Source organism: Shouchella rhizosphaerae (assembly GCF_036700015.1).
GTDB classification, from domain to species: Bacteria; Bacillota; Bacilli; order Bacillales; family Bacillaceae_D; genus Shouchella; species Shouchella rhizosphaerae.
Map to the genome: position 1 here is coordinate 3,120,621 of NZ_CP144921.1, position 23,167 is coordinate 3,143,787.

A 23,167-nucleotide genomic window follows, 5' to 3' on the forward strand; every position below is an offset into this window, starting at 1 on the left:
ACAACCTCTACCTTTCACCTAAGCTATTTTTCATGTCTTCGCTTAAAGCATAGGTAAAAGTATTTAAAAAAGAGGTAGGGTAAATATTAAATTTTTCTTAAACCGAATCGTCCTCTTTAGGCAAACGTACTTCAAAAGTAGTCTGTATGACATTGCTTTCCACCGCAATCGATCCATGATGCTGCTCGACGATATTCTTGGCAATAAATAAACCAAGACCTGTCCGATTTTCTCTATCGGTTCGTGCCTTATCGCCAATATAGAACATATCAAAGAGATGAGGAAGCTCCTCTGCAGCAATGCTGCTGCCATAATTGACTATTTGAACAACGACCTCGCCGCTTTCATCGATAAAGCCGTTGACATCAATATACTGACCATCGCTTCCATAACGGATCGCATTCGTCAGCAAATTTTCAAATACACGTGCTAACAAATCACCATCCCCACTCATAAGTAAATCGGGCTCACAATTCATCCGGGCCGTTAGGTGATTTTTTTCAAGTATAGGATAAAGTTCTTCTTTTAATTGGTGAAGGAGGCCAGTTAAATCGATTGTGGTTTTATCAACTGTAAGCATGCCGTAGTTCATTTTCGTAATCTCAAATAATTCATCAATTAGTCTTTCTAAATGTGTGGATTTCGTAAAGGCAATGGTTAAATAATGTCTAACTTGTTCTTTCGTTAACTGTTCGTCTTTTAGGAGCAAATCCAAATAACCGAGAACAGAGGTAAGGGGTGTCCGCAAATCATGAGCTAAATTGACAACTAATTGATCTTTGCTACTTTCGGAAAAGTCTCCCCGTTGAATCGCCTCTTGCAATGTTTTACTGGCCAAATTTATGTCTTTTGCAATATCTTTAAATTCATCATTTGACTGGATATCGACGGTATGGCTAAAGTCGCCCCGGGCGAGGTGGCGAATGCCGTTTGAAATGTCATTGAAATAGATCGAATAGGGTTTTGTCAGGAGAAAGAAAAACAGGAAAGAAAGGGAAATGAACAAAACAAAAAAGATGTTAAAGTCGCCGAATCCACCTATCCAGTTACGAATGTGCGTAACCGGATCCCCGTATTCAACCCCGGTGTGATAATAGAACTGCAATCCTTTAAAGAGTACGTATGTGATCACTGCTGATAAAAACATGCTTAATCCAAATAAGGCCACCATTTTAGCACGAAAACTACGCATCATTTTAGCCATTGAATGCATACCCAACTCCCCAAACAGTCTTAATCCACTTATCTTTCCGTTTATCTTCTTCAAGCTTTTTCCGCAGTGTCCGTATATGAACCATAACGGTATTCGCCCCTTCAAAATAGGCTTCTTCCCATACTTGCTTGAAAATATTTTCCACACTAAACACTTTCTTTGGGTGACTTGCTAATAAATATAAAATATCAAACTCTTTCGGAGTAAGTTCAATGTTTTCTCCGTATAGGATGACTGTACGTTGCTCAAGAGAAATAACTAACCCGCGATAGTCTAACCGTGTTTTAGGATCAACCGCTGGACGAGGCTGATTTAACTTCATGAAACGGCGGAGTTGGGCATTCACACGGGCAACCAATTCAATCGGCGTGAACGGTTTCGTTATATAATCATCTGCCCCGATAACCAGTCCATGTACTTTGTCAAAATCGGACGTTTTCGCACTCAAAAAAATGATCGGCATATTATGCGTTTCACGAATGCGCCGGGTTACCTCATAGCCATCCATTTTCGGCATCATAATATCCAATATAAGTAAATCGATGGGCTGCGTTTCGACAATGTGAATCGCTTCTTGTCCATCTGCTGCTTTTGCTACACTGTATCCTTCTTTTTCTAAGTGAATAGCAAGCAGGTCAGCAATTTCCTCCTCATCATCTGCAATTAAAATCGATATCGTTTTCATTTTTTTACTCCTGTATAAAATTTTTTCCATTTATGAAACGACATTCTTCATACGGCTTCATTATAACAAACAGAGCGGCAAATGACATGTACAGTCGTTTGCTTCACTTTTTGTACGGAAATCCGGCATTAGGTATGGAAGATGATTTGACATAGAATTTTTGACTTTTAATAAAAATAAATTGACTAATTGTAAAAAAATCATTACCATTTTGATATCTAATCATCTTGTAGAAAAAGAGGGGGATTTGATGGAGAAACTATATGGCAATACGCCTTGTTTTCTAAATGCAAAAAATATCGCCAAATCGAAGTCCACTGAAGGGATTGATGCCGTTGTTTACGGAATTCCTTGGGAAGGGGCGGTCACATGGGGCGATTATACAGGCTGTGAACTTGGCCCGAAAGTAATGAGGCTTTGCTCGGCTCGTTATAGCGGCTATCTGCCTGAATTGGACCATATTGATGTATTTGAGCATATTCGCCTCGGTGACGCTGGCGATGTGGATGTCGTTCCAGCGGATGTCGATGAAACGATGAGGCGGATTGAGCGGTTTGCCGCTGAGTTTTGGAAAAAAGGCACGTTTCTTATTGGCTTAGGAGGAGACCATGGGGTCACCTATCCGATTGTTAAAGCGCTTGCTAACAAGGGGAAAAAAGTAGGCATTATCCACTTAGATGCCCATTATGATAACCTTCCCCACCACGAAGGCGATCCGTTTGCTCGGTGCAGCCCATTTAAACGCTTGTATGAATTAGAAGGGGTACGCAATGAAAGCATCGTCCATGCCGGCATTCATGGCCCGCGCAACAAACCAGAAAGCGGCAGAAATGCAAAAGAGGCTGGAGCTGTCACGATCACCATTAATGACATACGTGAACAGCGTGACTTAAAAGGATATGCGGCTCATATGTACAAGCTAGCGAGCCAAGATGTCGATGAAGTGTATTTAAGCATTTGTAGCGACGTGCTCGACTACGCGTTCAATCCTGGCGGCCCTGTAGACGGAAATGGCCTCAGTTCTTATGAGTTGTTGACTTTTGTCCATGAAATTTGCAAACAAGGAGTCGTTGGAATGGATTTTGTCGAAGTGTACCCACAACAAGATCCAAGCCAATTTTCCGCCCACTTGGCTTCTACAGTCGTTCTCTATGCGCTTGCAGGACACATATGGAACGAGAAAAACATGGTATCATCCTAAATAGTGGGGGAGAAGCCCACGTTAATGAGAATAGGTGGGTGGAAAGTGGACAATAAAATTATACTGAGGAAATACATTCCAATTGCAGATATGATTGTCGCAACGTTTGGGAAAAATTGTGAAGCGGTTATCCATGATTTGACGAACGTTCAATCTTCTTTGTTTTATATTAAAGGCACAGTGACAGGAAGAAAACACGGTGCCCCGACGACTGAAGTGGTGTTAAGAGAATTAAGAAAGTACGGCGATGAGGTGCCAGATAAACTGGGCTTTACGAGCCGAACGAAAGATTGCCGAACGTTAAGGTCGTCGATTTCGTTTATTCGCAATGACACGGGCAAAGTCATCGGCTTTTTTGGAATTAACTATGACATCACTGCCTTTTCTAACGTTTGTGAGGTTCTTAGTGAGTTTTCGGCTGCCCCTTATTTGGGCCAGCCGAGCCCTGTGACCGATGAATCCTACGCGGAAAACATTGAAGAAATTTTTGAGACGCTTATTAAAAATACACTGATGGAAATTGGCGTGCCAATTGAAGAAATGGGCAAACGGGAAAAGATGTATTTCGTCCAGCAGCTTGACGAAAAGGGTTCTTTTCTCATTCAAGGTTCCGTGGAGCGGATTGCGGACATTTTAGGCGTATCAAAGCAAACGATTTATAACTATTTAGAACAATCGAGGGCGGAAGGATAAACGCCAGAAAAGAGGGAACGAATGGAGAAACAACAAGAACCGACTAACATGAAAACATCAATGTTTAAAAACAAATTGAAAGCGATAGGCCCAGGGGCGATTGTTACAGCCTCCTTCATTGGTCCTGGCACAGTTACAACTGCGACAAGGGCAGGAGCTTCCTTTGGCTTCGCCCTTCTTTGGGCCGTCATTTTTTCGATTATTGCCACAATCATCTTACAAGAAATGAGTGCCCGCCTCGGCATTATTACCCAAAAAGGGCTAGGCGCAGCGATCCGTGAGCATTTTGCACATCCGCTGCTCAAATATGCGTCGATGTTCCTTGTCTTAGTCGCGATTTTAGTTGGGTCATCTGCCTATATGGCCGGCGATTTGCTTGGTACGTCTATGGGCATCTCCACGCTTACGGGGATATCGCCAAACGTGCTTGCGCCTCTTTTCGGAATCGTCATCTTAGCGTTAGGCTTGAGCGGTAGCTATAAGCTTGTCGAAAAACTAATGATTGTCCTTGTTGTGATTATGAGCATCACCTTTGTGACGACGATGGTTGTCGCCAAACCTCCTTTAGGCGAATTGTTTCAAGGAGCATTCATACCCACGGTTCCTGACCAATCAATTATTATGATTATTGCCTTAATTGGGACAACAGTTGTGCCGTATAATTTATTCCTTCATTCGGAAAACGTGATTGAGCGTTGGAACAAGCCCGCCCATTTAGCAGACTCCCGCTGGGATATTGTCATTTCGATTAGCGTAGGCGGCTTGATTACTGCGGCTATTCTCATTACGTCCGCTACAATGATGCAAGGCATGGAAGTGAAAAATGTGTCAGACTTGTCTGTCCAATTAGAACCGCTTTTAGGAAGTTGGGCGCTCGTATTCACGAGCATTGGTTTATTCGCCGCTGGCTTTTCCTCAGCGCTTGCCTCTCCACTGGGGGCAGCGATTACCGCTAGCAGCATTTTAAAATGGTCAGGGGGAATGCGTGACAAACGCTTTAAAATCGTCTTTGCGGCTGTCATCTTATTCGGAGTTGTGTCATCGAGCCTCGGGTTCGAGCCACTCGACGTCCTCCTGTTTGCCCAAGCATTAAATGGAATGTTGCTTCCTTTTGTTTCCATTATGTTGCTGATCATTATGAACAACAAAAACCGCCTCGGCAACTATGTGAATTCATTAAAAATGAATATCGTTGGCGGCATTGTCGTTGTCCTCTGTACAGGGCTCGGCATCTATAGCTTCGTCGATGCCGTCCGCGCTTTTTTCGGCTAGAGGTAAGGGCAAATAATGCGGTGATGCTCTTTTGGATGAATGCTGGCGCCAGTAATGACAACAGCGGTAGGCCCTTTAGGGCGAATGCTATTATTTAACAGTGCGGCTGCTCCTATGGCAGCTGCTCCTTCCACGATTAAATGGTGATGCTCATATAAATACGCCATCGCCTTGGCAATGTCTTCTTCTGGAACTTGTACACGAGTGTCGACATAACGTTGCACCGCCTTAAACGTCCAACGGTTGTCCAGACCGATTCCGCCAAGAAGGCTATCGGCCACAGTCGGCTGTTCTGCTACTTCTACTGGATGGCCCGCTGCCAAACTGGCTTCCATAGCGGCTCCGTTGACGATGCTTGCCCCGGCAACTTGAATCGTCGGATCGGTATGTTTCATTACTAGCCCAATACCGCTAAGCAACCCTCCTCCTGATAATCCAGCGATCACCGTTTCAAGTTCAGGCAAATCGTCTAGCAGCTCTAAAGCGAGTGTGCCTTGGCCAGCGATAATCCTGTCGTCGTCAAATGGAGGGACGAGCGTCTGCCCTGTTTGCTGGCAATGGCGGATACAGGCGGCTCCTGCTTCATCTTGGCTGCGCCCTGTCACAGTTAGCGTTGCCCCGCTGGCTTGAAGTGCAGCTTGCTTAGCAGTCGGTACTGCTTCCGATACAAAAATCGTCGCCTGCGTTTTAGCCTGTTTGGCGGCATAGGCGACCGCAAGGCCATGGTTTCCCGTGGAAAAAGCAGCAACGCCTTTTTGTCTTGACTCAGCTGACATAGACAAGAGCACGTTCATCGCCCCGCGGAGCTTAAATGAGCCGCTCGGCTGTAATGTTTCTAATTTCAACCAAACAGGCGTTCGGAAATGACCCGATAAGGGAGCGCTATAAACGAGGGGCGTTTTTGGCAGATAAGGAAAAAGCCGTTTGCGTGCTTGCCATACCGCTTTGACAGGAATCGTGTCCATCGAAATGCCTCCATTCATGCCTAGCAAATGCTCTTACTTGCCAATTTGACAACATACAGGTGAATTCCTGTTTCAGTTGGCGAATAAATTTTAAGAAGTAGGCAGGAAAAAAGGATAGCTATGCCAAAAAAGGTCTGAGGAGTGATAATTATGGAGCACTATCAGGAAGAAGCGATCCGCAACCATGTAACACTATGCGATGATGCACTCATTGAAATCGAAGAGGCGTTTAAAAAGCTACATTCCCGCACTGTCTCACAGCCTCCTGTCATCCGTGTCGATATACCCGAACACCGGGGAGAAGCAGATATTAAAACAGCGTATATCCCTGGTTTATCTACGTTCGCGATTAAAGTTTCTTGTGGTTTTTTTAACAACCCGTCGATTGGGCTGCCAAGCTTAGGAGGACTAATGCTTGCGATGGACGCTAAAACAGGTGTGCCAAAAGCATTGCTAGCCGATAACGGCTACTTAACAGATGTGCGCACGGCGTTAGCAGGCGCAATCGCTGCCGATCGTTTAGCGAAAAAAACGATTTCAACAGTCGCCGTATTTGGTACTGGCATGCAGGCCCGCTTGCAAGTAAAAGCGCTTAAGCTTGTCCGTGATTTTGCGGAAGTCGTTGTTTTCGGACGGTCTGAAGAAAAAGCGCTTCTTTATAAAAAAGAGATCGAGGAAGAATTAAACGTTCCTGTTCACGTAGCTAAAAATGGAAAAGAGGCTGCTGAACAAGCAGATCTAATTGTGACGACAACACCAGCCGAACAATATATACTGAAAGCCGATTGGCTGTTACCAGGTGTCCACGTAAATGCGATTGGCTCAGATGCAGAGCATAAGCAAGAAATCGAGCCAGCAGCATTTTTTAAAGCAGACAAAGTAGTATGCGATCTTTATTCACAAAGCTCAACGATCGGCGAACTCCATCATGTACAAGATTTTTTAGCTGAACATACAATTGAGTTAGGGGCGATTTTAACGGGAGAAAAGGAAGGCAGGACGTCTGAACGGGAACGGACTATTTGTGATTTGACGGGCACAGGGGTGCAAGATACAGCTATCGCCAATTATGCATTGGCGAAAATGAAACGGAGCGAATAAAAGAAGTCGAGCCTGTCGCTGTCTGAATTTGTTTTAATGCTAGAGGGACGGTTGTTTGGACTGCGACAGGATAAAAGGAAAAGAATGAATCATTATTTTTAGGAGTGAACAAGTTCTGGGAGACGGATGCCTCTGCGCAACACTTCTTCTTGCAACAGCGCGATAAAATCATCTTCTAGACGATGTTCAACCGCTTTTACGTAAGAATCGATCAATAATGAATCGTCTATGTCGTGTAGCGTCATGTCATTACCTCGCAATATATAAATTTTGGATGTAAAACTTCGAAGTGATGTAAAAAGCAACCTTTATTATAATAATCCAGAAGATCAGACGATTTCAAGCATTATATTGGTGAAAAATATTGTAAAAGTAAACAGTTGATCGCTTACAATAAAAATGCCAAGCACGAGGCTCGGCATGTACTCGCTTTAATGCGTAGAGTTGCCAGGCATTTGCGAGTTGATCGAAGCTTGGGCATAGCCGTTTTGCAGCTGTTGCATATCTTGCTGAACAAGCTGCGGAACTTGGTAATAGCCCTTTTTATTTTGGTAAAGCGAAATTTCGTAAGCCATTTCAATGCAGTTGGGCAAAGAATCGGCAAGCACACGGCGGACGACTGGGTTTGTCGCTTCCATTGCCGCGTTTGTTTTGATAGGAGCAACTGATTTTACTGCGTTTAACATCGAAAGGGCAATGGTTTCATCGTTGATTTCAGCCGTTGATTCCATCGGCTTTTTCGGTTGGCCGCCTGGCTTCATGCCATACGTAAAATCATTGCCTTGTTTCATTTTGTAGCTTTTTGTCGGCACTGCAGGATCTTGACCTGTTTGGAAGCATTCTAAAGTAGTGTTGTACTCCTGTTTCATAAATGCTTTTTGCCTATCCAAAATGTCACGAAGTTCAGGGTCTTGAACATGCTGGCTTAACATGGTGTACGTATTCATTGTGTTAATTGATCCTGCTAGAACTTCGTGTACATCAAACATTTCATGGCCGCCATGGTTCATTTGTGGCGTCACAGGGCCTGTTTCGATGTTTTGGTGCATGTTTTGTTGCTGTTGGAAATCCATTTTTTGTCCTCCTAATTGAAATGTCCTTACGATTTTTAGTATGAACTCATTTTTTTGATCTATGCAGTGAAATATGGAAATCCATTCTCGTCAAAGTAAGCCCTTTTAGCTCAAGAGCTACTCTGTTCTTTGTGCGGTTTTTTTACAAGCCAGGCAATAAGCACAATGATTGCAGCGAAACCTATGCTTAAGTAAAAGCCTGGCCGTCCCGTTTTTTCCGCCAAGATGCCACTGATGGCCAACAACATCAACAAGATGCCAATAATGTTTCCACTTATGGAAAAAAACGTTTGCTTTAGCAAGCGCATATTGGACAAGACGATGCATATCCAATTAAACAAAATAAGAATTCCTGCGGCTGTTGTAATATACTCGAACAGTTTCCCGGGCAATAATAGCGCAGCAATGACTGCACAGATTAAGCCAACAACAGCAAGGCCAAGGGAAGGCAAAGGAAGGTCCTTGTATTTGATTTTCTTTTCGAACCATTTAGGTGCGTTCCCGTCATGGGCTAAGGTTGTTAGCAGCGTCGTCACACCAAATAGCGCCGCTGTCATTGTCGAAAAGCCAGCAACAATAATGGCTGCATTAAACACATGGGGGAAGAAAGCAAGATGATAGTCAGACAACGCGGTCACAAATGGGCTTTCTTTGTCTGTAAATTGGTCAAACGAGACCATGCTGACGGCGAGTCCTAATGAAACGGTATAAATGATCGCTAAAAGCAACAACAGCGCCGTACCTGATTTAGGGGCATCTTGTTTTTGTTTTAATTGCATCGCCATCAACCCAATGACTTCAATCCCGCCAAATGCATAAAAAGCATAGATAAGCGATCCCCAAAAACCTTTTATCCCCCGGGGGAACAACTCATTGTACGAAGACGGAACAGATGGATCCGGCCCTGTCCCATCTAGCCATTGAAAAACAGCGAGAAACCCAAGCACAATAAACAACAGAATGGCCGCCGTTTTCACGGCAGCGAGGACATTTTCAACCGAATCAAATCCTTTTGTACCGAGCAAAACAACACCAATGCCGAGAAGCGAATAGATCGAGGCAAACACCCAAAGCGGCACATTGTCAAACCAGAAACGGGATAAAATCGATAAAGCTGTTAATTGGCTGCCGATAATTAAAATGTTGGACATCCAATAGTTCCAGCCACAGGCAAAGCCAACACGGTTCCCGAATGCTTGTTCTGCATAATAACAGAACGATCCTTCTTGCGGATCGTCAGCCGTCAATTTGGCAAGCGCAATAAAGACGACGTATGTGCCGAGAGCAGCAAGCAGAAAGGCAATTACGATCGAAGGGCCCGTGAGGCCAATGCCAATGCTCGAACCTAAAAAATAGCCAGTGCCAATGGTGCAGCCAACGCCTAAAAGTGAAAGTTGCCACCAGTTTAAACTTGTATTTTTTTCTTTTTTCTTACTCAAGGCCAACCTTCCTCCTTTGTCTCCTCATTAGCGTCTGCCTTTGATTTCGTTTCTATACCAGGCGAAATTTAAGGTCGTACAACCCGTTGTTCCTGAATATAGTAGAACTGGGACAAGGGGGGATTAAAATTGGTATTTCTAAGTTACATCATGTTAGGCATTTCATTGGCAGCTCCGATCGGCCCAGTCAATGCGGCTCAAGTAGAAAAAGGCATTAAAGGCGGCTTTATGAATTCATGGGCTGTTGGCCTTGGGGCAATGGCAGCAGATGCCCTGTACATGTTTGCTGTGTTTTTAGGGGTTTCCCGTTTTTTAGAGTATGAGGTCGTAACCGTTTTCTTATGGCTGTTTGGTTGCTTTGTCCTTATTTATACAGGTTTTGAGAGCATTATGAAGGTGAAAAAAGAGGCACAAACGGGTCTCGGCGTAAGGTCAAACGAGTCACCGAGACAATCATTCCAAATTGGATTTTTGATCTCGATTTCCAATCCGTTGACCATTTTATTTTGGCTCGGCATTTATGGCTCGGTGCTAGCAAAAACGATTGCTGAATACGAAATGGCCACTGTTTGGCTGTACAGTGTGGCGATCTTTATAGGCATAGCGGCATGGGATTTTACGATGGCTGTTCTCTCAAGCACCGCCCGCGCTTTTATGAATGAAAAGGCGCTCATTGCCATTTCCGCTTTTTCTGGCGTCTGCCTAATCGGCTTCGGCGTTTACTTTGGCTACCATGGCATTGCGTTGCTTTTGGGATAGCAGGAAAAAAGCAGGCATGATACAGGCTCATTCTCAAATAACGTATAGTATGTATGCACAGAAGGTGGAAACAAAATCGATTTAAGTGAATGAGGGCTGTACATAACAGCCATCTGTAAAGGAGATGGGGCCTTGTTTTACCACGTAAAAGAGCTTCAGTATGAAGCGAAGCCATCAAAACCAGATCCTGTATACGCAGCGAAGCTCCAAGAAGTGTTAGGCGGCTAGTATGGAGAAATTAGCGTGATGATGCAATACCTTTTCCAAGGTTTTAACTGCCGGGCAGACAAGAAATACCGCGATTTGTTATTAGACGTAGGGACAGAAGAAATTGCCCATGTGGAGATGCTTGCGACGATGATTGCAAGGCTGCTTGACAACGCTCCATTTGAAGTACAACAAAACGCTTATGAAATGGACCCGGCTCTCGCCGCTGTTTTAGGAGGGACCAATCCCCAGCATGCCATTGTCTCAGGGTTAGGCGCAATGGCGTCAGACAGTGAGGGCTACCCATGGAATGCCAAGTATATTATTTCCAGCGGAAACCTTCTCGCTGACTTTCGCGCTAATTTGAATGCAGAGTCTCAAGGAAGATTGCAAGTTACAAGACTCTATGGAATGACAGATGATCCAGGTGTTCGCGACATGCTGTCATTTCTCATTGCCAGGGACACATACCATCAAAACATGTGGTATGCAGCCATTAAAGAATTAGAAGAGTGTGAAGAAGATATTGTCGTTCCGACCACTTTTCCCCGCTCTCTCGAAAAAAGCGAAGTCTCTTATACGCTCTTCAACTTTTCAGAAGGAGAAGCTAGCAGGAAAGGCCGCTGGGCATACGGGCCAAGTTTTGACGGTAGAGGGAATTTTCACTATTCGCCTCAACCTTATGCCTGGGGGCAAAAGCCTCATTTGCCGCCAGCACCACCTGCTTACCACAATACCGTCCCTGGAAAATGCAATGGCCAACAACAAGCCTCGAATCAGGCGAACCAAAAGTCCCAGCAACAGCGAGAAACGGACCTCGAGTAGCACCTCGAGGTTTTTTGTATGTGCAGGAGGATCGGGGGGTGTCGATAGTTCCCCGTTTAGAAACGCCTTACTATATTGGTTTCACTTAATTGACGTACGAGTCTGTTTTTTCTAGACGATTTCGAACAGTTGTTTTAAAATAAAATGGAATTAATAGCCATTTTTTTAGACGAAGAATGAAACCACCAGGGGGGAGGATGGCCGATGGCCGATCAAACCGAAATAGCCAAGCTCCACTATGAAATTAGCCAAATGCGGGCGCAACTTTTCCAGACAGAAGCGCAATTGGAGCGATTGCGGGCGGCCAAACAAGCGCTTGTTTCCGAACAAGCGACTCTTCACGACCATAAAAAATGGGGGAGCGAACCAGAGCTAGACCATGATGCGTGGCGCGGCCAAGCCGAATCGACGCACGATGACATTCGCCGCCATATGCAACTGGCTTACACGAACGTACAAGACGAAACGGAACAACTGATGCGCGCGATTGAAATGGAAACGAGGCGGCTCCAAACAATGGTGTCTTCTTGTCAAGTCGTGATCAACATAAAGCAACAATCGCTCCAAACGTTAAAAGCGACGAAATAGGAAAGGAAAGGAGGAGAGAACCGATGGCTGAAATCAAAATCGACGAAGGCTCCGTGCTCAGCGCTTTAAGCGAAACCGGGGAACAGGCCAGCTATTCCGTGTCGGGACACGAGCCTGCGCTCCATACGTCGTCGATGGCTTTTCTCCATTCATTGCTGGAAGTAGAAAGCGGGTATGCCGACCAATTCAATCGTTATTTGGACGTCGTGAAAAACGTACAAGCAGAAACAAAAGAACTCGTTCAAACATACGGAGTTGTGGACAAGATGCTGGCAAGCCGCCGATAATAGAGAAAGGAACAGACGGATGAACACACTTGACGTACAAGAAGTACTCGATGCACTTGACGAAATCGTGGAACGAAAGCTTCACGATCAAGCCCAGCTCGAACGCTTGCAGGCCAGCATCCAGAAGATCATCCACCTTGATTCCCTGCAAGGTGAAGGGGGCGAAGCAATCAAAGACCATTTTGCGACGCTCCATCTCCCTGTATTGGCAGCGTTCCAGCTTTTCATCGGTCAATACATCGAACAATTGAAGCAAATCCGTTCGAATTTGCTCAACTTTGAAAGCAGCTCCGCCCTGATCCGGGAAGAATTTCTCGCCGACGTCAAAAACGGCCTGGACCGAGTCGAGCGCTATGCAATTGAAGACGCGACAGCGATTGAGTCGATTCGCGCTTCCATCGCCGACCTATTGCCACTGCCCCCGTTCTCAATGGAACCGGTCCTTCGCTACGCCCAACAAGGCAAAGACCATGTCCGTGTAACGGCGGAAAGGCTTGGTAACTTGGACGAAGCCAACGAAACGGTGCTCGCAAGCGCAAAAAGCACCTTGCAAGAACTGACGACTGTCGTCAGCCAAGTAGCCAACTGGACCAGTGGCGGCGTGATCGCCTCCCCAGAAACGCAGGCGGAGATCAATGCGAATATGGAAGAGCTGTACCAAAATGTGGTGACACAAGCGCTCCAAATGGCCCCACTAGACCGAAGCCATGTCGAAGGCCGTGAAGGGGATCTGTACCAAGACGTGTTGCCGCTCGAATTTCTGTATACAGGCGCCTACGCCCCTCTATACGGTAGCCTGAAAGCAGCTAACTGGTATTACTTGAACCATTTCCCTGTCAGTGCCATCCTAAGCAATGAACAGGCGCTGCAAGCGTGCCGAGCGCCAGCGATGGGAGAAACCCATGCCGTTACCCCGGCGTATTTCCCGTTATTTGCGCGCCTATCGACTTTGCCGGCAAACGCGACCGTCTCGCCGGCAATCCTGACACGGCAACTGAAACAGCTGGTGCCGATCCAATACCAATGGTACCAAGCCCAGCTCCGTACCCAAGCGATTCAAACGGCCGTTTCGGAAGTAGCCGCCACAGGGCGTTCTGTTTTAACCGAGGAAGAAGTCGCAGCCATGCAAGCGTACCTTGAAAACAACCCTCCCGGCGACGGTCCCCTCATAGCCGAAGTTGACGAGGAAGTATACAAAGACGGGCGTTATCCCGGGCCGACGAAGGATGCCCGTGTTGGCGCCGACGGGATCGCGTATAGAAACGACATCGGTCCCATTATTGCTGCAGCAGCCGACTTTTTCTTCGGTGACTTCCTCACGCTCGCCGACCCAGAAGCTTCGCTCGGGGAGAAAGCCTTGGCAACGACGTTTATCTTAGTGAAGCCAGCGAAAGTGGGAGAAGTAGTATATGACTTGTCGAAGGTGAGGAAGGTGAAGACTGGGAGGAAGGGGAACGGCAATCGTGTAGGTAATTTTACAGGAAAAATTAATGCCGATAATATTCCTAACATGACCAAAAATGATATATTAGAGGGGCTACCGAGTAACTGGAAACACACTGAATATAACGGTTTTGTTCATATTAGAGATGCTAATGGAAATATCCGGATGAGAATTGATCCTCCTGACAAAGTTACAAAGTATGACCATGTTCATATATTTGATGAAAGTGGTAATCCGCTTGATGTAAACCTAAATGTTGTGGATAGAAAAAGTCCGGATGCCCATATTCCATATAAAAAGTGAGGTAGGTTAACTTGAATGCACAAAAAATACTAAATGAAATTGAAGAACTGCATTATTGGGATGCTAGAGTTTTGCAAATGGAAGCAAGTTTTTTTGGGGACGAGATAAGAATTGTATTTGAAGACACAGAGTTTAATGTAATCTTACTTTTTACTGGATGTTCAAAATTCTCATTTGTAACAAGTGTTAATGATAGATTGAAACCCTTAAAAGAGTTAACCAAAACTCAAATTCCTTATTTTATTCAAGATATTGAGATTACAGATGTGCAGATTGAGGGGAAAAGTATGTTAAAATGTAACATTTTAATGCCTCCTTTAAATGTAGAAGTTGTTTGTAATACTATACTAATTGGTAAAGAATAATAATAAAAGAAACCTTGATTAGCTATGAATGAACTGTCTCCTCGAAAAATGGACATTTTAAAAAAATCCATTTTTCGTTTTTTTTGTCTTCTTTTACAACGAACCCGTTATAACCAAATCAACTAAGAACAGGGAATGTAAAAATGAGTAACGAATGTTAACTGCTCTTGAGCAGAAACAGTTAGAATTTAACCAATACCTGTCAGTGCCATTCTAAGCAATGAACAGGCGCTGCAAGCGTGTCGAGCGCCAGCGATGGGAGAAACCCATGCCGTTACCCCGGCGTATTTCCCGTTGTTTGCGCGCCTATCGACTTTGCCCGCAAACGCGACCGTCTCGCCGGCAATCCTGACACGGCAACTGAAACCGCTGGTTCCGATCCAATACCAATGGTACCAAGCCCAGCTCCGTACCCAAGCGATTCAAACGGACACGTCGCAAGTGGTCACCACACCAGGATATATGTTTACGGATCAAGAAGTCGCAGCTATCAACACGTATCTTGAGAACAACCCTCCGAACGAGGAGGGGTTGAATGAAAATCTCGTTGTTGCTGGAGTGGTCGACTTTTTCTTCGGTGACTTCCTCACGCTCGCCGACCCAGAAGCTTCGCTCGGGGAGAAAGCCTTGGCAACGACGTTTATTTTAGTGAAGCCAGCGAAAGTGGGAGAAGTAGTATATGACTTGTCGAAGGCGAGGAAGGTGAAGACTGGGGGAGGGGGAATGGCGCTCCTTCTATTGGCAAGAAATCAGTACCTAGCTGACCGTATAGAGAAGTTAATGGATTTCCAGTTAAAGTAAAGCCAGGTGCACAAGAGAAGCATATTCCTCATACTCCAAATTACAAACAAGAACTTGCAAATGGAAAACACAAAAGTATCTTCTATGGCGATAATAAAAAAGCACAAGAATTGCTTGATAAGTTTGCCGGGAAAGGAACCACTGTGACCAAAAATAAAGAGAGAGTTGACTTTGGTGAACCGATAGGTAAATACTATGACAGAGATACAGGAAACTATGTGGAGACTACTAGAGGTCTAATCCATTATAGCAAAAATGGAGCTCATATAGTACCATCAGAACCTTTGAAACGATAACCGAGGAGGATATGAATGGGATATGATTCTTTAATTTCAGCATTAAAAAAGTATAAAAATAACGATTTGATTATAGAATGGAAAAATGGATTAAAGGTTATTGGGGAACCTGACACACTTTATGAAACCGACAATGGATTGGAAGACGATGATGTTAATTATATAGAGTATGACGCAGTCGCCTTTCAAGTAGAGCGTATATTATCCCATCCTACTACTAACGAAGGTAGTATATATAGTTGGTTGAAACAAGAAAAAAGTACATTGATTGAAATTTCTCTCCATAATGATCCCCCAAGTGCAGTATTTTTATCTGATGGAAAGAGGATATGGGAAAGAGAACCATCTAAATAATAGTTGTTATTTCAATTTTGACCTTGATTGGCTAAAAGCTTGTCAAGGTTTTTTTGTTTAAATCATGTAGATACTCGGACGGTCAGGCGTATTAAAATCACGTTATAGCCTTTACCCCAGTAGTCAACTATCATTTAGACGACTTCCTCACGCTCGCCGACCCAGAAGCTTCGCTCGGGGAGAAAGCCTTGGCAACGACGTTTATCTTAGTGAAGCCAGCGAAAGTGGGAGAAGTAGTATATGACTTGTTGAAAGCGAGGAAGGTGAAGACTGGGGGGAAGGGGAAAGGAAATCTAATTGGAAAACTCGATGGATTAACATCAGCTGAAAGAAAGGTTGTAGATGATTTACTTGCAAATGGGAAGAAGGTAGAAATTATACCTACTTCTACTCAAAGTGGAGTGAAAACACTAGATTTCTTGGTTAATGGTGTTAAGACAGAGTTAAAGACTTTAAAAAATCCAAATATAAATACAGGTGTTACAAGGATACAAAAAGGATTAAAACAAGGTGCAGAAACTGTTATTATTGATGGGAGACAGGCAGGATTAACTACTGAACAGGCTCGTCAAATAATAAATAGGGCAACAGGAACATATTCAGATAATAAAATACCTGGAAAAATAGAAATATGGACAAATGCTGGATTGATTACTTATCCATAGGAGGGAATTATGGCGAGATTAAATTGTAAATGTGGAGAACTTCTTACAAATTCATTATCACCAAATAATATAGAATTAGTGGTTTATACTGATGAAGAATTGGATGATATTATTAACCAAGCAGAGAAGATTGACCCTCTCTCTATACCAGAACCTCGATATGAAGTATGGCGATGTCCTAAATGTGAGAGAATATATGTATTTAAAGAAGGGGAAGATGGTCCTTATAAAACATATATATTAGAGAAATAACATCATAGGAGTAGACTTCACTAAAGGTGAAAAAAGTTGATGATTAAATGTAGTGACCTTGATTGGCTAATGCCTTTCAGGGTTTCTTATTGTAAACCTCATAATCCATGTGGGATATTTTACCAATTAGTACGTACATCGCTTTAAAACGTATACCCTAATTCTAGTTTTCATTGTTCGTAAATAACCTTAACATTATCAATTACCACCAATTTTTCTTTCATAAAACCTTACCTTTGCTTTCTCCCTGACGTTTATATTAGTGAAGCCAGCGAAAGTGGGAGAAGTAGTATATGACTTGTCGAAAGCGAGGAAGGTGAAGACTGGGGGGAGGGGGAAGGAAATCCTACACATAATGCTGCTCAATACCAAAAATTACAGAAACAATTGGAGGTGACTTTATGGAGAAAAAATCGTATCAGTGTTGTTTTTGTGATAAACAAATTATTTCAGATGTTACTGAACTAGTTGTAGTTGCAAACTGGTGCAAAGATAAAAGTAGTCAACAAGAACAACAAATGTTCTGTCATATGGAATGCCTTAAAAAAGCAGTATCAAGTAAGTTTCCTTTATATATCGCTGATTTAATCGATTAAGAGGCATATTCTATCCTAGGATGAGAAAAGTAGAAAATTTTCTTAGGATTTTTGTTTTTAAAAGGGGAGTCTTATCGTGTTATTCAAAATCATTAGTTACTACCATGATTATTAAAAATAAGTACGAGTGACCAAGGTAGTATTAAAGTTGTTGATGGAAGTCCAAATAATTATTTAACTGATGGAGCAGAGAAAGCAACGATTATCTTCACAGGGGGGAAATAAATTGGTTGATCTAAATGCACCTATTGTTCCTTGGAAAGGTATGGGGAATATAGAACTATATAGTCATTTAAAAGACTTTTATGAGTATATTAATAAATCAAGACCTAAAATTTTAACAGTAGGAATGTTTGATGTTAGATATGAAATTGAAAATCAAGTTTACTTGTGGTTTAGTATACTAAATGGGCGATTATGGAAAATAACAGCTTTAAAAGATTATAAGGGTAAACTGTTTGACAACATCCATATTGGAATGCACATTGACGATGTGCTAACGATAGAGCCAAGCTTTGAGTATGATGATTTTGAAGAAGTGTACTGTAGTCCAAAAGGAATATTTATTGAAACAGACCCTGTAGAACACACGGTATTATGGATTTCAGTATATGTCAAAGAACTTGATAACGAAGATTTTGAAAGAGGAAATTGGTAGGAATACCTATGAAACCTTGATTGGCTAAATGCTTTTCAAGGTTTTTATTTAATGTAAAGGGGGATGGAAATGAGTGTAGAGACTTATCAAAAAGCAAAGGAAATTATTTTGGATGAAGAAGAGATTGCTGATTTTGTGGGTGGGCGAACAGAGGAATTAATTAATTTGGCTGAAGAAAAATTAGGGTTAAAGTTTACTGGTTTATATTTAGATTATTTAAAGACATTTGGAGCAGGTAATTTTGGAGCACAAGAAATTTACGGAATTATTGATGCTGATTTCGAAAATTCATCAGTTCCAGATGCGATATGGTACACTCTAACAGAACGAAAGGAAATTCGTCTACCAGATAACCTTTTAGTCATATATGATACTGGAAGTGACGAACTATTTTGTTTAGACTTTAATCAGCGTGCTGATAATGGAGAGCCGAAAGTAGTATCTCTTGTACCTGGAGTAGACTTAGAGAGTCAAACATATGAAATCATTGCTAATGACTTTGGTGATTTTTTATTAGATTTAGTTAAGCAAGAAGTATAGAATTTGAAAAAATCTTGATTGGTTCAATACCTCTCAAGGTTTCTTTTTTTAGGGGCTACCTAGTAAGGGGCAGAAGAGTAAGAGAAATAAGTTGAAGATGATAGGAGGAAGAGTATTGGAACATTTGGAAAGGTGGGTACCAACAAATGGAATACCCTCAAGGTTATACAATGACACTTTTATTGATAATAAAGAAGGGATCGTATTAGAATTCAGCGATGAAAAAGATAAAAAGAAAATGGTAGTTAAATTTGAAAAAGGTGTATTATCCTATAGAAATACAGATGAAGGCTCTTTGCTTAGAAAATTAAATTACTTAGAGCAACAATACGGTTCAGATTTTTATAGCGAATGGACTTTATTTAAAGTCATAAACTCTGATAAGGAGAGAAATCGATGAAACAAATCCATGATAGTAAGGTGGTAAATTATCAAATAGATTTTGAATCCTTAAAAATAGAAATGACAATAGTAAGTGAACAAAATGAAAAAGGGAAAATTGTGTTTGAAGATCTTTATGCTTTTCATTTTGAAGACCAGCTGCCTAACAGTATACTTGTAGATATTGTAGAAGACGAGATTGATTTATTTGTTGTAGAGAATAAAGAATTACTGGAAAAAGGAAAAAGTTATTATTGGCCAATGGACTATAATGACATAAAGGAATTGGTTCAATATATTAAGAAAAATAATTACCACTATTATAAGATACAAGCTTCGTATGGATTAAATGGCTGGGTCATGTCTAAGAGGATGCTTCTTAAAGACTAATTTATCTGGAAGCGTATATACAGGATCAACCAAGGAGCTGATGGTACCCACAGGGTGCATCTATTTGTTAAAGGATTAAAATCGTACGTTATCGAATTTGCTAATAGTTATGAGGAAGCGGGTAACAATGTTTTTGAAGATTGTGACTCCTATCCAATTTTATTGAATGAGGTTGAATTAATTGATATATTATATTAATTAAATATTTTGACCTTGATTAGCTAAAAGCTTATCAAGGTCTCTTTTTGGTGGTGCTACTTAATGCCTAAACTTCAAACTGATTTAGATGATGGTCCAGGTGTTTATATAATCCTTTTCCCCATTGTTCAGGAGTCAGTTTACCAAAAAAGGGATGTGGGTGAGACGTGCATTTTTCCGGGCCATTGTTCTGGAATGTTCTAATTTTTTGTTTGAGTTTTCCTTTTTCTGTTTCAAATTCTTTTTCTTCTACAATCATAATTGTAGGAATAGTAGACATATTGTGAGCCAGTGGCTTGTCATTATAAAAAATAGGTTTCACAAATGTTCCAATTAATATGCCTAACCAACCTCTTGGGGGAAAGGTTTCTCCCATTGCAATGTCATGGAACGAGGAACAATGAGCTAGCATTTGGGCAACATCCATCTTACCCCATTGAGGGCGTGAATTTGGGCTCAATTTGTCTATCCGGTTCAAGATCTCCGTGGTGTCCGCTTGATTAAAAATGTTTTTCATAAGCATCTCCTTAAATGAATGACTGACAAGTGTAGAATGAGACAGTTACTAAGCTTAGTATACCTTATACTTGCATACTCGATTTCTTCGGGATTGCTATTCCATTGTAGATACTTTAGAGATCGCATTCATTACGCAATTGATAGATATACCATAACCCTTTTGTAACTCCCCGTGAAACCAACAAAGGCATAAGTCTGGATTTAGGCAGAAGGGGCATATGCTTGGATCTATAGCCGGGAAGAGCGCCATAATTTATATCTGTGTTTGTCTCTTCCTCCTCAAACAATCCCAACAAAAGAGCCGCAATGCCTGGCTCGTGTGCGGCTCCGTTTTTGCTCCACCATCAATCTAAAAAGCGCGTTTTTATTTCAGGGGAGGGGATCATGCATTGCTCTCGTTTGCCGAAGAAGCGGTAACGGTTTCGCGCAAACAAGCGGTAAGCGGGGTCGCGAATGAAGGGAGGGACAAGAATAAGTACATAGAGAATTTTCCATAGTCCCGTTAGTCTTTTGCAAATTCGTAGGACTGCGGTTGATTCGGTTACATACTGCTCTCCTTCAATCAACACGATTGAACGTAGGTTTTTGTCGGAAATGCCTAGTGTGGAGAAATAGGATTCCGCTACCGGCGACTGCAAAGAGGCAAACAAAAAATAACCGTTCTTGTCATGGTTGATAATAAACTGGACTGAATGGTTGCATACATTGCACACGCCATCAAATAGAATAACGGCATGTTTCTTCGGATCGTAAACAGTAGGACCCATTTAGACCACGCCTTTTTTATGTGTTGGTTTAACATTTGCAGATGAATTAAAAACTACTATAGATATTTTTTTATTTGCGATAGGTGGTGTTTGCTGTGGTTAACGTCTTTGCTGTGGTTAACGTTTGTACGTCCATTTTACCACAAAATAGAAAAAAAGGGATCGTTGCTTGCCTCAAGCAGGAAAGTAGCTTTTTGTGACTATACTCGGTACGCTGACGAGAGGGAGGGATTGCTTTGCATTATCATTTACATAGACAAACAGAGATGGAGCCGCGCGTGAATATGCTCTTTTCGATGGTGGAGGAGAATTACGAGCGACTTCGGGGGCTTTTGGAAAAGGTGTCGGAAGAAGAGCTTTTCTATAAAGGGCCTGGCCAAGCATACAATAGTATTGGCCAGCTGTTGAAGCATTTGGCTTTTGTGGATTTGCAGTGGAATTACCGAATCAAGGAAGAACCTCTTCCTGTCGAGCTTGAAAAAGCATATGGGCCAGAACTTGATGCAACAGGGAAGCTGCCTGCCGTTGAGAGCGGCTCGACCATCGTCGATGTGCTTGATGCTTACGACGTCGTGTTCCAATCTTTTAAGGAAACGTGTCAAACGCTTAAGGATGAAGAGCTGGATAAGATCATCCCATACAACGATCATACAGCGACAATCGGTTGGGGCATTTGGCATATGGCTGACCATAGTCGTTACCATCAAGCCCATCTTGTTTTAATGCGAAAATGGTTTCGGCAGCGTCAGTGATTAAAGCGGCTCACACAGCAATGCCTCTTTTTGTTAGCACAACGTAAAGGGGTTTGGCTAATAGCATGTGCCCCCTAAGGCGAACAGTTGGTTTGCTTTAGGGGGCTTTTTATCTATTTACTGATGTCCCATCAAGTCGTCATCGCTTTGACTGCTTGCGCCAACAAATCGATTCCTTTCTCCAACTCTGGAAGTGAAGCGTAAGCAAACGAAAGCCGCAAATGGTGGTGGTTGTCTCGATCATACAAGTAGCCTGGATGAAGAAGGACTCCTTTTTGCAATAGTTTTAAAAAGAGTGCTTTCGTCACCAGCGGTTGATGGAAGCGGAGCCAGATGTAAAACCCTCCCTTAGGCTTTTGCCAAACGGCTATGTTGTGAAAATGTTTAACTAGCAATGCTTCCGTGAAGGTGGCCCGTTGCTGTAGGTTTTCCCGTAGTTGCTGCATGTGTGTTTCATGGTGTGGCGAAGCGAGCCAAGTGGCAGCGAGTAGCTGTGAAAAGCCGCTGGCCCCGTAATCAAACTGCATTTTTATGTCCGCTAGCCTATCGACGACTGGTTCAGGGGCAACCACCCAACCGATTCTTAATCCAGGGCTGACTGTTTTAGAAAGGCTGCCAAGATATAAGACATTTCCTGCTGTGTCAACCGATTTTATCGCCGGGGGGATGGCGGAAAAAGCGAGCTCATTATACACATCGTCTTCCACAATCGGAATTTGCAAATTTGTCCAATGCTGGTAGAGGTCATGTCTTTCTGCCTCCGTCAATATCGTCCCTGACGGATTGTTTAGCGTCGGGATTGTATAAAACAATCCGTGCTTTTGTGACTTGCTGTACGTTATGTTTTCGGAGCCAGAATGAAGGCGAGAAAGGCGCATGCCTGCTGATTGGAACAAATGCAACGACTCGATGTAAGAGGGCGCCTCGTAGTAAATGGTGGAATGCTGTGGCAACAATCCTAGTGAGATGAGCTGGAGTGCTTGGAGCGCGCCGGAGACGATAAGAATGCAGTCTGGCGATGTCTGGATGCCTCTTTTTTGTAAGTGGACCGCTACTGCATGTCTAAGCGCTTTGTGCCCTTTAGGCTCTGAATACCCGATTGTGCGCGGGTCAAGCGAAATTGATTGCAGCACTTCTTCCAATTGTTTCGTCGGGAGGAGGCTAGGCGATAATTCCCCTGTGCCCAGGCGGATGATCTCTTTTGTTTCATATTCATTAATAAGCTGGATCGTCTGCAAGTTAGGCTGGTGAATGCCTGCTCGTATCCGTTCTTTCCAGTGATATTGACGGGGGAAGAGTGTTTGCCAGCTATTGTGGGCTACATACGTGCCTGAGCCTGTTTTGCTTTCGAGCCACCCTTCTGCTTTTAACTCATCGAGGACATCGATAATCGTTGAGCGGTTGACCCCTAATTGCTCAGCTAATTTTCGTTGAGAAGGAAGCTTTGTTCCTGGTGGCCATTCGCCTTGGTACATGCGGTCAAGCATCCGTGTATAAATTTGTTCAAATAGAGTTGTTTGGCTGTGTCGGTCTAGTTGAATCTCCATGGTGTAATCCCTTCGAAATTGGTTGGGTCTT

General features: G+C 43.0%; 28 protein-coding genes and 2 pseudogenes. 21 read left to right on the forward strand and 9 right to left on the reverse strand.

Translation table 11 applies throughout. The features are described 5' to 3' along the window. Positions 1-97: 97 nt before the first annotated feature. Both V5G21_RS15365 and vanR read right to left on the reverse strand, forming a co-directional pair. Positions 98-1,204, reverse strand: a complete 1,107-nt coding sequence (locus V5G21_RS15365) for a sensor histidine kinase (RefSeq protein WP_035203825.1) — start codon at positions 1,202-1,204, stop codon at positions 98-100. Further along, positions 1,197-1,898, reverse strand: a complete 702-nt coding sequence (gene vanR / locus V5G21_RS15370) for a vancomycin resistance response regulator transcription factor, VanR-F/VanR-M family (protein WP_338464914.1) — start codon at positions 1,896-1,898, stop codon at positions 1,197-1,199. The genes V5G21_RS15365 and vanR overlap by 8 nt, the downstream gene beginning before the upstream one ends. A 250-nt stretch (positions 1,899-2,148) precedes the next feature. Here vanR and V5G21_RS15375 point away from each other — a divergent pair, with 250 nt between their 5' ends. From V5G21_RS15375 to V5G21_RS15385, 3 genes are read left to right on the forward strand one after another with little or no spacing between them, the layout of a single operon-like run. Further along, the gene (locus V5G21_RS15375) at positions 2,149-3,099 is read left to right on the forward strand and encodes an agmatinase family protein (RefSeq protein WP_422397343.1); all 951 of its coding nucleotides are present in this window, start codon (positions 2,149-2,151) and stop codon (positions 3,097-3,099) included. A 45-nt stretch (positions 3,100-3,144) separates the two neighbouring features. Further along, positions 3,145-3,792, forward strand: a complete 648-nt coding sequence (locus V5G21_RS15380) for a helix-turn-helix transcriptional regulator (protein ID WP_082369084.1) — start codon at positions 3,145-3,147, stop codon at positions 3,790-3,792. 21 nt (positions 3,793-3,813) lie between these two features. Beyond that, a complete protein-coding gene (locus tag V5G21_RS15385) occupies positions 3,814-5,064 on the forward strand; it encodes an Nramp family divalent metal transporter (protein ID WP_251225808.1) in 1,251 nt (416 codons plus the stop codon). Here the strand turns inward: V5G21_RS15385 and eutB are convergent. Beyond that, entirely contained in the window at positions 5,061-6,029 is a 969-nt protein-coding gene (eutB, locus tag V5G21_RS15390) for a hydroxyectoine utilization dehydratase EutB (RefSeq protein ID WP_338464915.1), read from the reverse strand. The two genes, V5G21_RS15385 and eutB, sit on opposite strands and share 4 nt — an antisense overlap. A 150-nt stretch (positions 6,030-6,179) precedes the next feature. Here eutB and V5G21_RS15395 point away from each other — a divergent pair, with 150 nt between their 5' ends. After that, positions 6,180-7,130 carry a cyclodeaminase gene (locus V5G21_RS15395; protein ID WP_011246034.1) on the forward strand — a complete coding sequence of 317 codons (951 nt, stop codon included), beginning with the start codon at positions 6,180-6,182 and terminating at the stop codon, positions 7,128-7,130. Between the two features lie 98 nt (positions 7,131-7,228). Here V5G21_RS15395 and sda read toward each other — a convergent pair whose 3' ends face one another. The 3 genes from sda to V5G21_RS15410 all read right to left on the reverse strand — a co-directional run bounded on the left by sda (position 7,229) and on the right by V5G21_RS15410 (position 9,642). Next, positions 7,229-7,375 (reverse strand): sporulation histidine kinase inhibitor Sda, encoded by a 147-nt coding sequence (gene sda / locus V5G21_RS15400; RefSeq protein ID WP_081427575.1) that lies wholly within the window; start codon positions 7,373-7,375, stop codon positions 7,229-7,231. Between the two features lie 186 nt (positions 7,376-7,561). Further along, a complete protein-coding gene (locus V5G21_RS15405; RefSeq protein WP_011246035.1) occupies positions 7,562-8,203 on the reverse strand; it encodes a spore coat protein in 642 nt (213 codons plus the stop codon). Between the two features lie 110 nt (positions 8,204-8,313). Beyond that, entirely contained in the window at positions 8,314-9,642 is a 1,329-nt protein-coding gene (locus V5G21_RS15410) for an amino acid permease (RefSeq protein ID WP_011246036.1), read from the reverse strand. A 150-nt stretch (positions 9,643-9,792) separates the two neighbouring features. On the opposite strand from V5G21_RS15410, the gene V5G21_RS15415 reads away from it, so the two are divergent. The 16 genes and pseudogenes from V5G21_RS15415 (at position 9,793) to V5G21_RS15485 (ending at position 19,353) form a co-directional block, all read left to right on the forward strand. Continuing rightward, entirely contained in the window at positions 9,793-10,401 is a 609-nt protein-coding gene (locus V5G21_RS15415; RefSeq protein WP_035203831.1) for a LysE family transporter, read from the forward strand. A gap of 132 nt (positions 10,402-10,533) precedes the next feature. Next, positions 10,534-11,433: pseudogene (locus V5G21_RS15420) on the forward strand (manganese catalase family protein). A 204-nt stretch (positions 11,434-11,637) separates the two neighbouring features. Then, the gene (locus tag V5G21_RS15425; RefSeq protein WP_011246039.1) at positions 11,638-12,021 is read left to right on the forward strand and encodes a DUF5082 domain-containing protein; all 384 of its coding nucleotides are present in this window, start codon (positions 11,638-11,640) and stop codon (positions 12,019-12,021) included. Positions 12,022-12,044: 23 nt separating this feature from the next. Further along, a complete protein-coding gene (locus V5G21_RS15430; RefSeq protein WP_011246040.1) occupies positions 12,045-12,308 on the forward strand; it encodes a YwqI/YxiC family protein in 264 nt (87 codons plus the stop codon). A gap of 19 nt (positions 12,309-12,327) precedes the next feature. Then, positions 12,328-14,055 (forward strand): LXG domain-containing protein, encoded by a 1,728-nt coding sequence (locus tag V5G21_RS15435; RefSeq protein WP_338464917.1) that lies wholly within the window; start codon positions 12,328-12,330, stop codon positions 14,053-14,055. An 11-nt stretch (positions 14,056-14,066) separates the two neighbouring features. Next, positions 14,067-14,420, forward strand: coding sequence for a hypothetical protein (locus V5G21_RS15440; RefSeq protein ID WP_011246042.1), 354 nt, complete (start codon positions 14,067-14,069; stop codon positions 14,418-14,420). Between the two features lie 255 nt (positions 14,421-14,675). Beyond that, a complete protein-coding gene (locus V5G21_RS21475; RefSeq protein WP_041823685.1) occupies positions 14,676-15,221 on the forward strand; it encodes a hypothetical protein in 546 nt (181 codons plus the stop codon). Continuing rightward, positions 15,140-15,517: pseudogene (locus tag V5G21_RS15445) on the forward strand (polymorphic toxin type 50 domain-containing protein); the annotation flags it as partial. The gene V5G21_RS21475 and the pseudogene V5G21_RS15445, both read left to right, overlap by 82 nt. A gap of 15 nt (positions 15,518-15,532) precedes the next feature. Then, positions 15,533-15,871: a hypothetical protein gene (locus V5G21_RS15450; protein WP_011246044.1), complete on the forward strand. Its 339-nt coding sequence runs from the start codon at positions 15,533-15,535 to the stop codon at positions 15,869-15,871. A gap of 188 nt (positions 15,872-16,059) precedes the next feature. Further along, positions 16,060-16,536 (forward strand): hypothetical protein, encoded by a 477-nt coding sequence (locus V5G21_RS15455; protein ID WP_011246045.1) that lies wholly within the window; start codon positions 16,060-16,062, stop codon positions 16,534-16,536. Between the two features lie 9 nt (positions 16,537-16,545). Further along, the gene (locus V5G21_RS15460; RefSeq protein ID WP_041823687.1) at positions 16,546-16,788 is read left to right on the forward strand and encodes a hypothetical protein; all 243 of its coding nucleotides are present in this window, start codon (positions 16,546-16,548) and stop codon (positions 16,786-16,788) included. Positions 16,789-17,189: 401 nt separating this feature from the next. Next, a complete protein-coding gene (locus V5G21_RS15465) occupies positions 17,190-17,384 on the forward strand; it encodes a hypothetical protein (protein WP_035206095.1) in 195 nt (64 codons plus the stop codon). 226 nt (positions 17,385-17,610) lie between these two features. Next, entirely contained in the window at positions 17,611-18,042 is a 432-nt protein-coding gene (locus V5G21_RS15470; protein ID WP_212930190.1) for a hypothetical protein, read from the forward strand. Between the two features lie 69 nt (positions 18,043-18,111). Then, positions 18,112-18,582, forward strand: coding sequence for an SMI1/KNR4 family protein (locus V5G21_RS15475; RefSeq protein WP_041823691.1), 471 nt, complete (start codon positions 18,112-18,114; stop codon positions 18,580-18,582). A gap of 115 nt (positions 18,583-18,697) precedes the next feature. Continuing rightward, complete coding sequence (locus tag V5G21_RS15480; protein WP_338464919.1) at positions 18,698-18,982, forward strand: hypothetical protein; 285 nt, start codon at positions 18,698-18,700, stop codon at positions 18,980-18,982. Beyond that, a complete protein-coding gene (locus V5G21_RS15485) occupies positions 18,979-19,353 on the forward strand; it encodes a hypothetical protein (protein ID WP_011246049.1) in 375 nt (124 codons plus the stop codon). The genes V5G21_RS15480 and V5G21_RS15485 overlap by 4 nt, the downstream gene beginning before the upstream one ends. Before the next feature lie 265 nt (positions 19,354-19,618). Here V5G21_RS15485 and V5G21_RS15490 read toward each other — a convergent pair whose 3' ends face one another. Both V5G21_RS15490 and V5G21_RS15495 read right to left on the reverse strand, forming a co-directional pair. Beyond that, on the reverse strand, positions 19,619-20,068 hold the full coding sequence (locus V5G21_RS15490) for a DUF1569 domain-containing protein (RefSeq protein ID WP_095295073.1): 450 nt from the start codon (positions 20,066-20,068) through the stop codon (positions 19,619-19,621). Between the two features lie 346 nt (positions 20,069-20,414). Further along, positions 20,415-20,837 carry a thiol-disulfide oxidoreductase DCC family protein gene (locus tag V5G21_RS15495; protein ID WP_011246051.1) on the reverse strand — a complete coding sequence of 141 codons (423 nt, stop codon included), beginning with the start codon at positions 20,835-20,837 and terminating at the stop codon, positions 20,415-20,417. A gap of 236 nt (positions 20,838-21,073) precedes the next feature. Here V5G21_RS15495 and V5G21_RS15500 point away from each other — a divergent pair, with 236 nt between their 5' ends. Continuing rightward, positions 21,074-21,589, forward strand: coding sequence for a DinB family protein (locus V5G21_RS15500; RefSeq protein ID WP_084140051.1), 516 nt, complete (start codon positions 21,074-21,076; stop codon positions 21,587-21,589). Positions 21,590-21,720: 131 nt separating this feature from the next. Here V5G21_RS15500 and V5G21_RS15505 read toward each other — a convergent pair whose 3' ends face one another. Next, on the reverse strand, positions 21,721-23,136 hold the full coding sequence (locus V5G21_RS15505) for a PLP-dependent aminotransferase family protein (protein ID WP_338464920.1): 1,416 nt from the start codon (positions 23,134-23,136) through the stop codon (positions 21,721-21,723). Positions 23,137-23,167: the final 31 nt, after the last annotated feature.

Excerpts from the sequence above, each read along its gene's own strand:
- V5G21_RS15365 (WP_035203825.1), bottom strand. The coding sequence starts at position 1,204 with ATGGCTAAAATGATGCGTAGTTTTCGTGCTAAAATGGTGGCCTTATTT.
- vanR (WP_338464914.1), bottom strand. The coding sequence starts at position 1,898 with ATGAAAACGATATCGATTTTAATTGCAGATGATGAGGAGGAAATTGCT.
- V5G21_RS15375 (WP_422397343.1), top strand. The coding sequence starts at position 2,149 with ATGGAGAAACTATATGGCAATACGCCTTGTTTTCTAAATGCAAAAAAT.
- V5G21_RS15385 (WP_251225808.1), top strand. The coding sequence starts at position 3,814 with ATGGAGAAACAACAAGAACCGACTAACATGAAAACATCAATGTTTAAA.
- eutB (WP_338464915.1), bottom strand. The coding sequence starts at position 6,029 with ATGGACACGATTCCTGTCAAAGCGGTATGGCAAGCACGCAAACGGCTT.
- V5G21_RS15395 (WP_011246034.1), top strand. The coding sequence starts at position 6,180 with ATGGAGCACTATCAGGAAGAAGCGATCCGCAACCATGTAACACTATGC.
- sda (WP_081427575.1), bottom strand. The coding sequence starts at position 7,375 with ATGACGCTACACGACATAGACGATTCATTATTGATCGATTCTTACGTA.
- V5G21_RS15405 (WP_011246035.1), bottom strand. The coding sequence starts at position 8,203 with ATGGATTTCCAACAGCAACAAAACATGCACCAAAACATCGAAACAGGC.
- V5G21_RS15415 (WP_035203831.1), top strand. The coding sequence starts at position 9,793 with ATGTTAGGCATTTCATTGGCAGCTCCGATCGGCCCAGTCAATGCGGCT.
- V5G21_RS15425 (WP_011246039.1), top strand. The coding sequence starts at position 11,638 with ATGGCCGATCAAACCGAAATAGCCAAGCTCCACTATGAAATTAGCCAA.
- V5G21_RS15430 (WP_011246040.1), top strand. The coding sequence starts at position 12,045 with ATGGCTGAAATCAAAATCGACGAAGGCTCCGTGCTCAGCGCTTTAAGC.
- V5G21_RS15435 (WP_338464917.1), top strand. The coding sequence starts at position 12,328 with ATGAACACACTTGACGTACAAGAAGTACTCGATGCACTTGACGAAATC.
- V5G21_RS21475 (WP_041823685.1), top strand. The coding sequence starts at position 14,676 with ATGGGAGAAACCCATGCCGTTACCCCGGCGTATTTCCCGTTGTTTGCG.
- V5G21_RS15450 (WP_011246044.1), top strand. The coding sequence starts at position 15,533 with ATGGGATATGATTCTTTAATTTCAGCATTAAAAAAGTATAAAAATAAC.
- V5G21_RS15460 (WP_041823687.1), top strand. The coding sequence starts at position 16,546 with ATGGCGAGATTAAATTGTAAATGTGGAGAACTTCTTACAAATTCATTA.
- V5G21_RS15465 (WP_035206095.1), top strand. The coding sequence starts at position 17,190 with ATGGAGAAAAAATCGTATCAGTGTTGTTTTTGTGATAAACAAATTATT.
- V5G21_RS15475 (WP_041823691.1), top strand. The coding sequence starts at position 18,112 with ATGAGTGTAGAGACTTATCAAAAAGCAAAGGAAATTATTTTGGATGAA.
- V5G21_RS15485 (WP_011246049.1), top strand. The coding sequence starts at position 18,979 with ATGAAACAAATCCATGATAGTAAGGTGGTAAATTATCAAATAGATTTT.
- V5G21_RS15490 (WP_095295073.1), bottom strand. The coding sequence starts at position 20,068 with ATGAAAAACATTTTTAATCAAGCGGACACCACGGAGATCTTGAACCGG.
- V5G21_RS15495 (WP_011246051.1), bottom strand. The coding sequence starts at position 20,837 with ATGGGTCCTACTGTTTACGATCCGAAGAAACATGCCGTTATTCTATTT.
- V5G21_RS15505 (WP_338464920.1), bottom strand. The coding sequence starts at position 23,136 with ATGGAGATTCAACTAGACCGACACAGCCAAACAACTCTATTTGAACAA.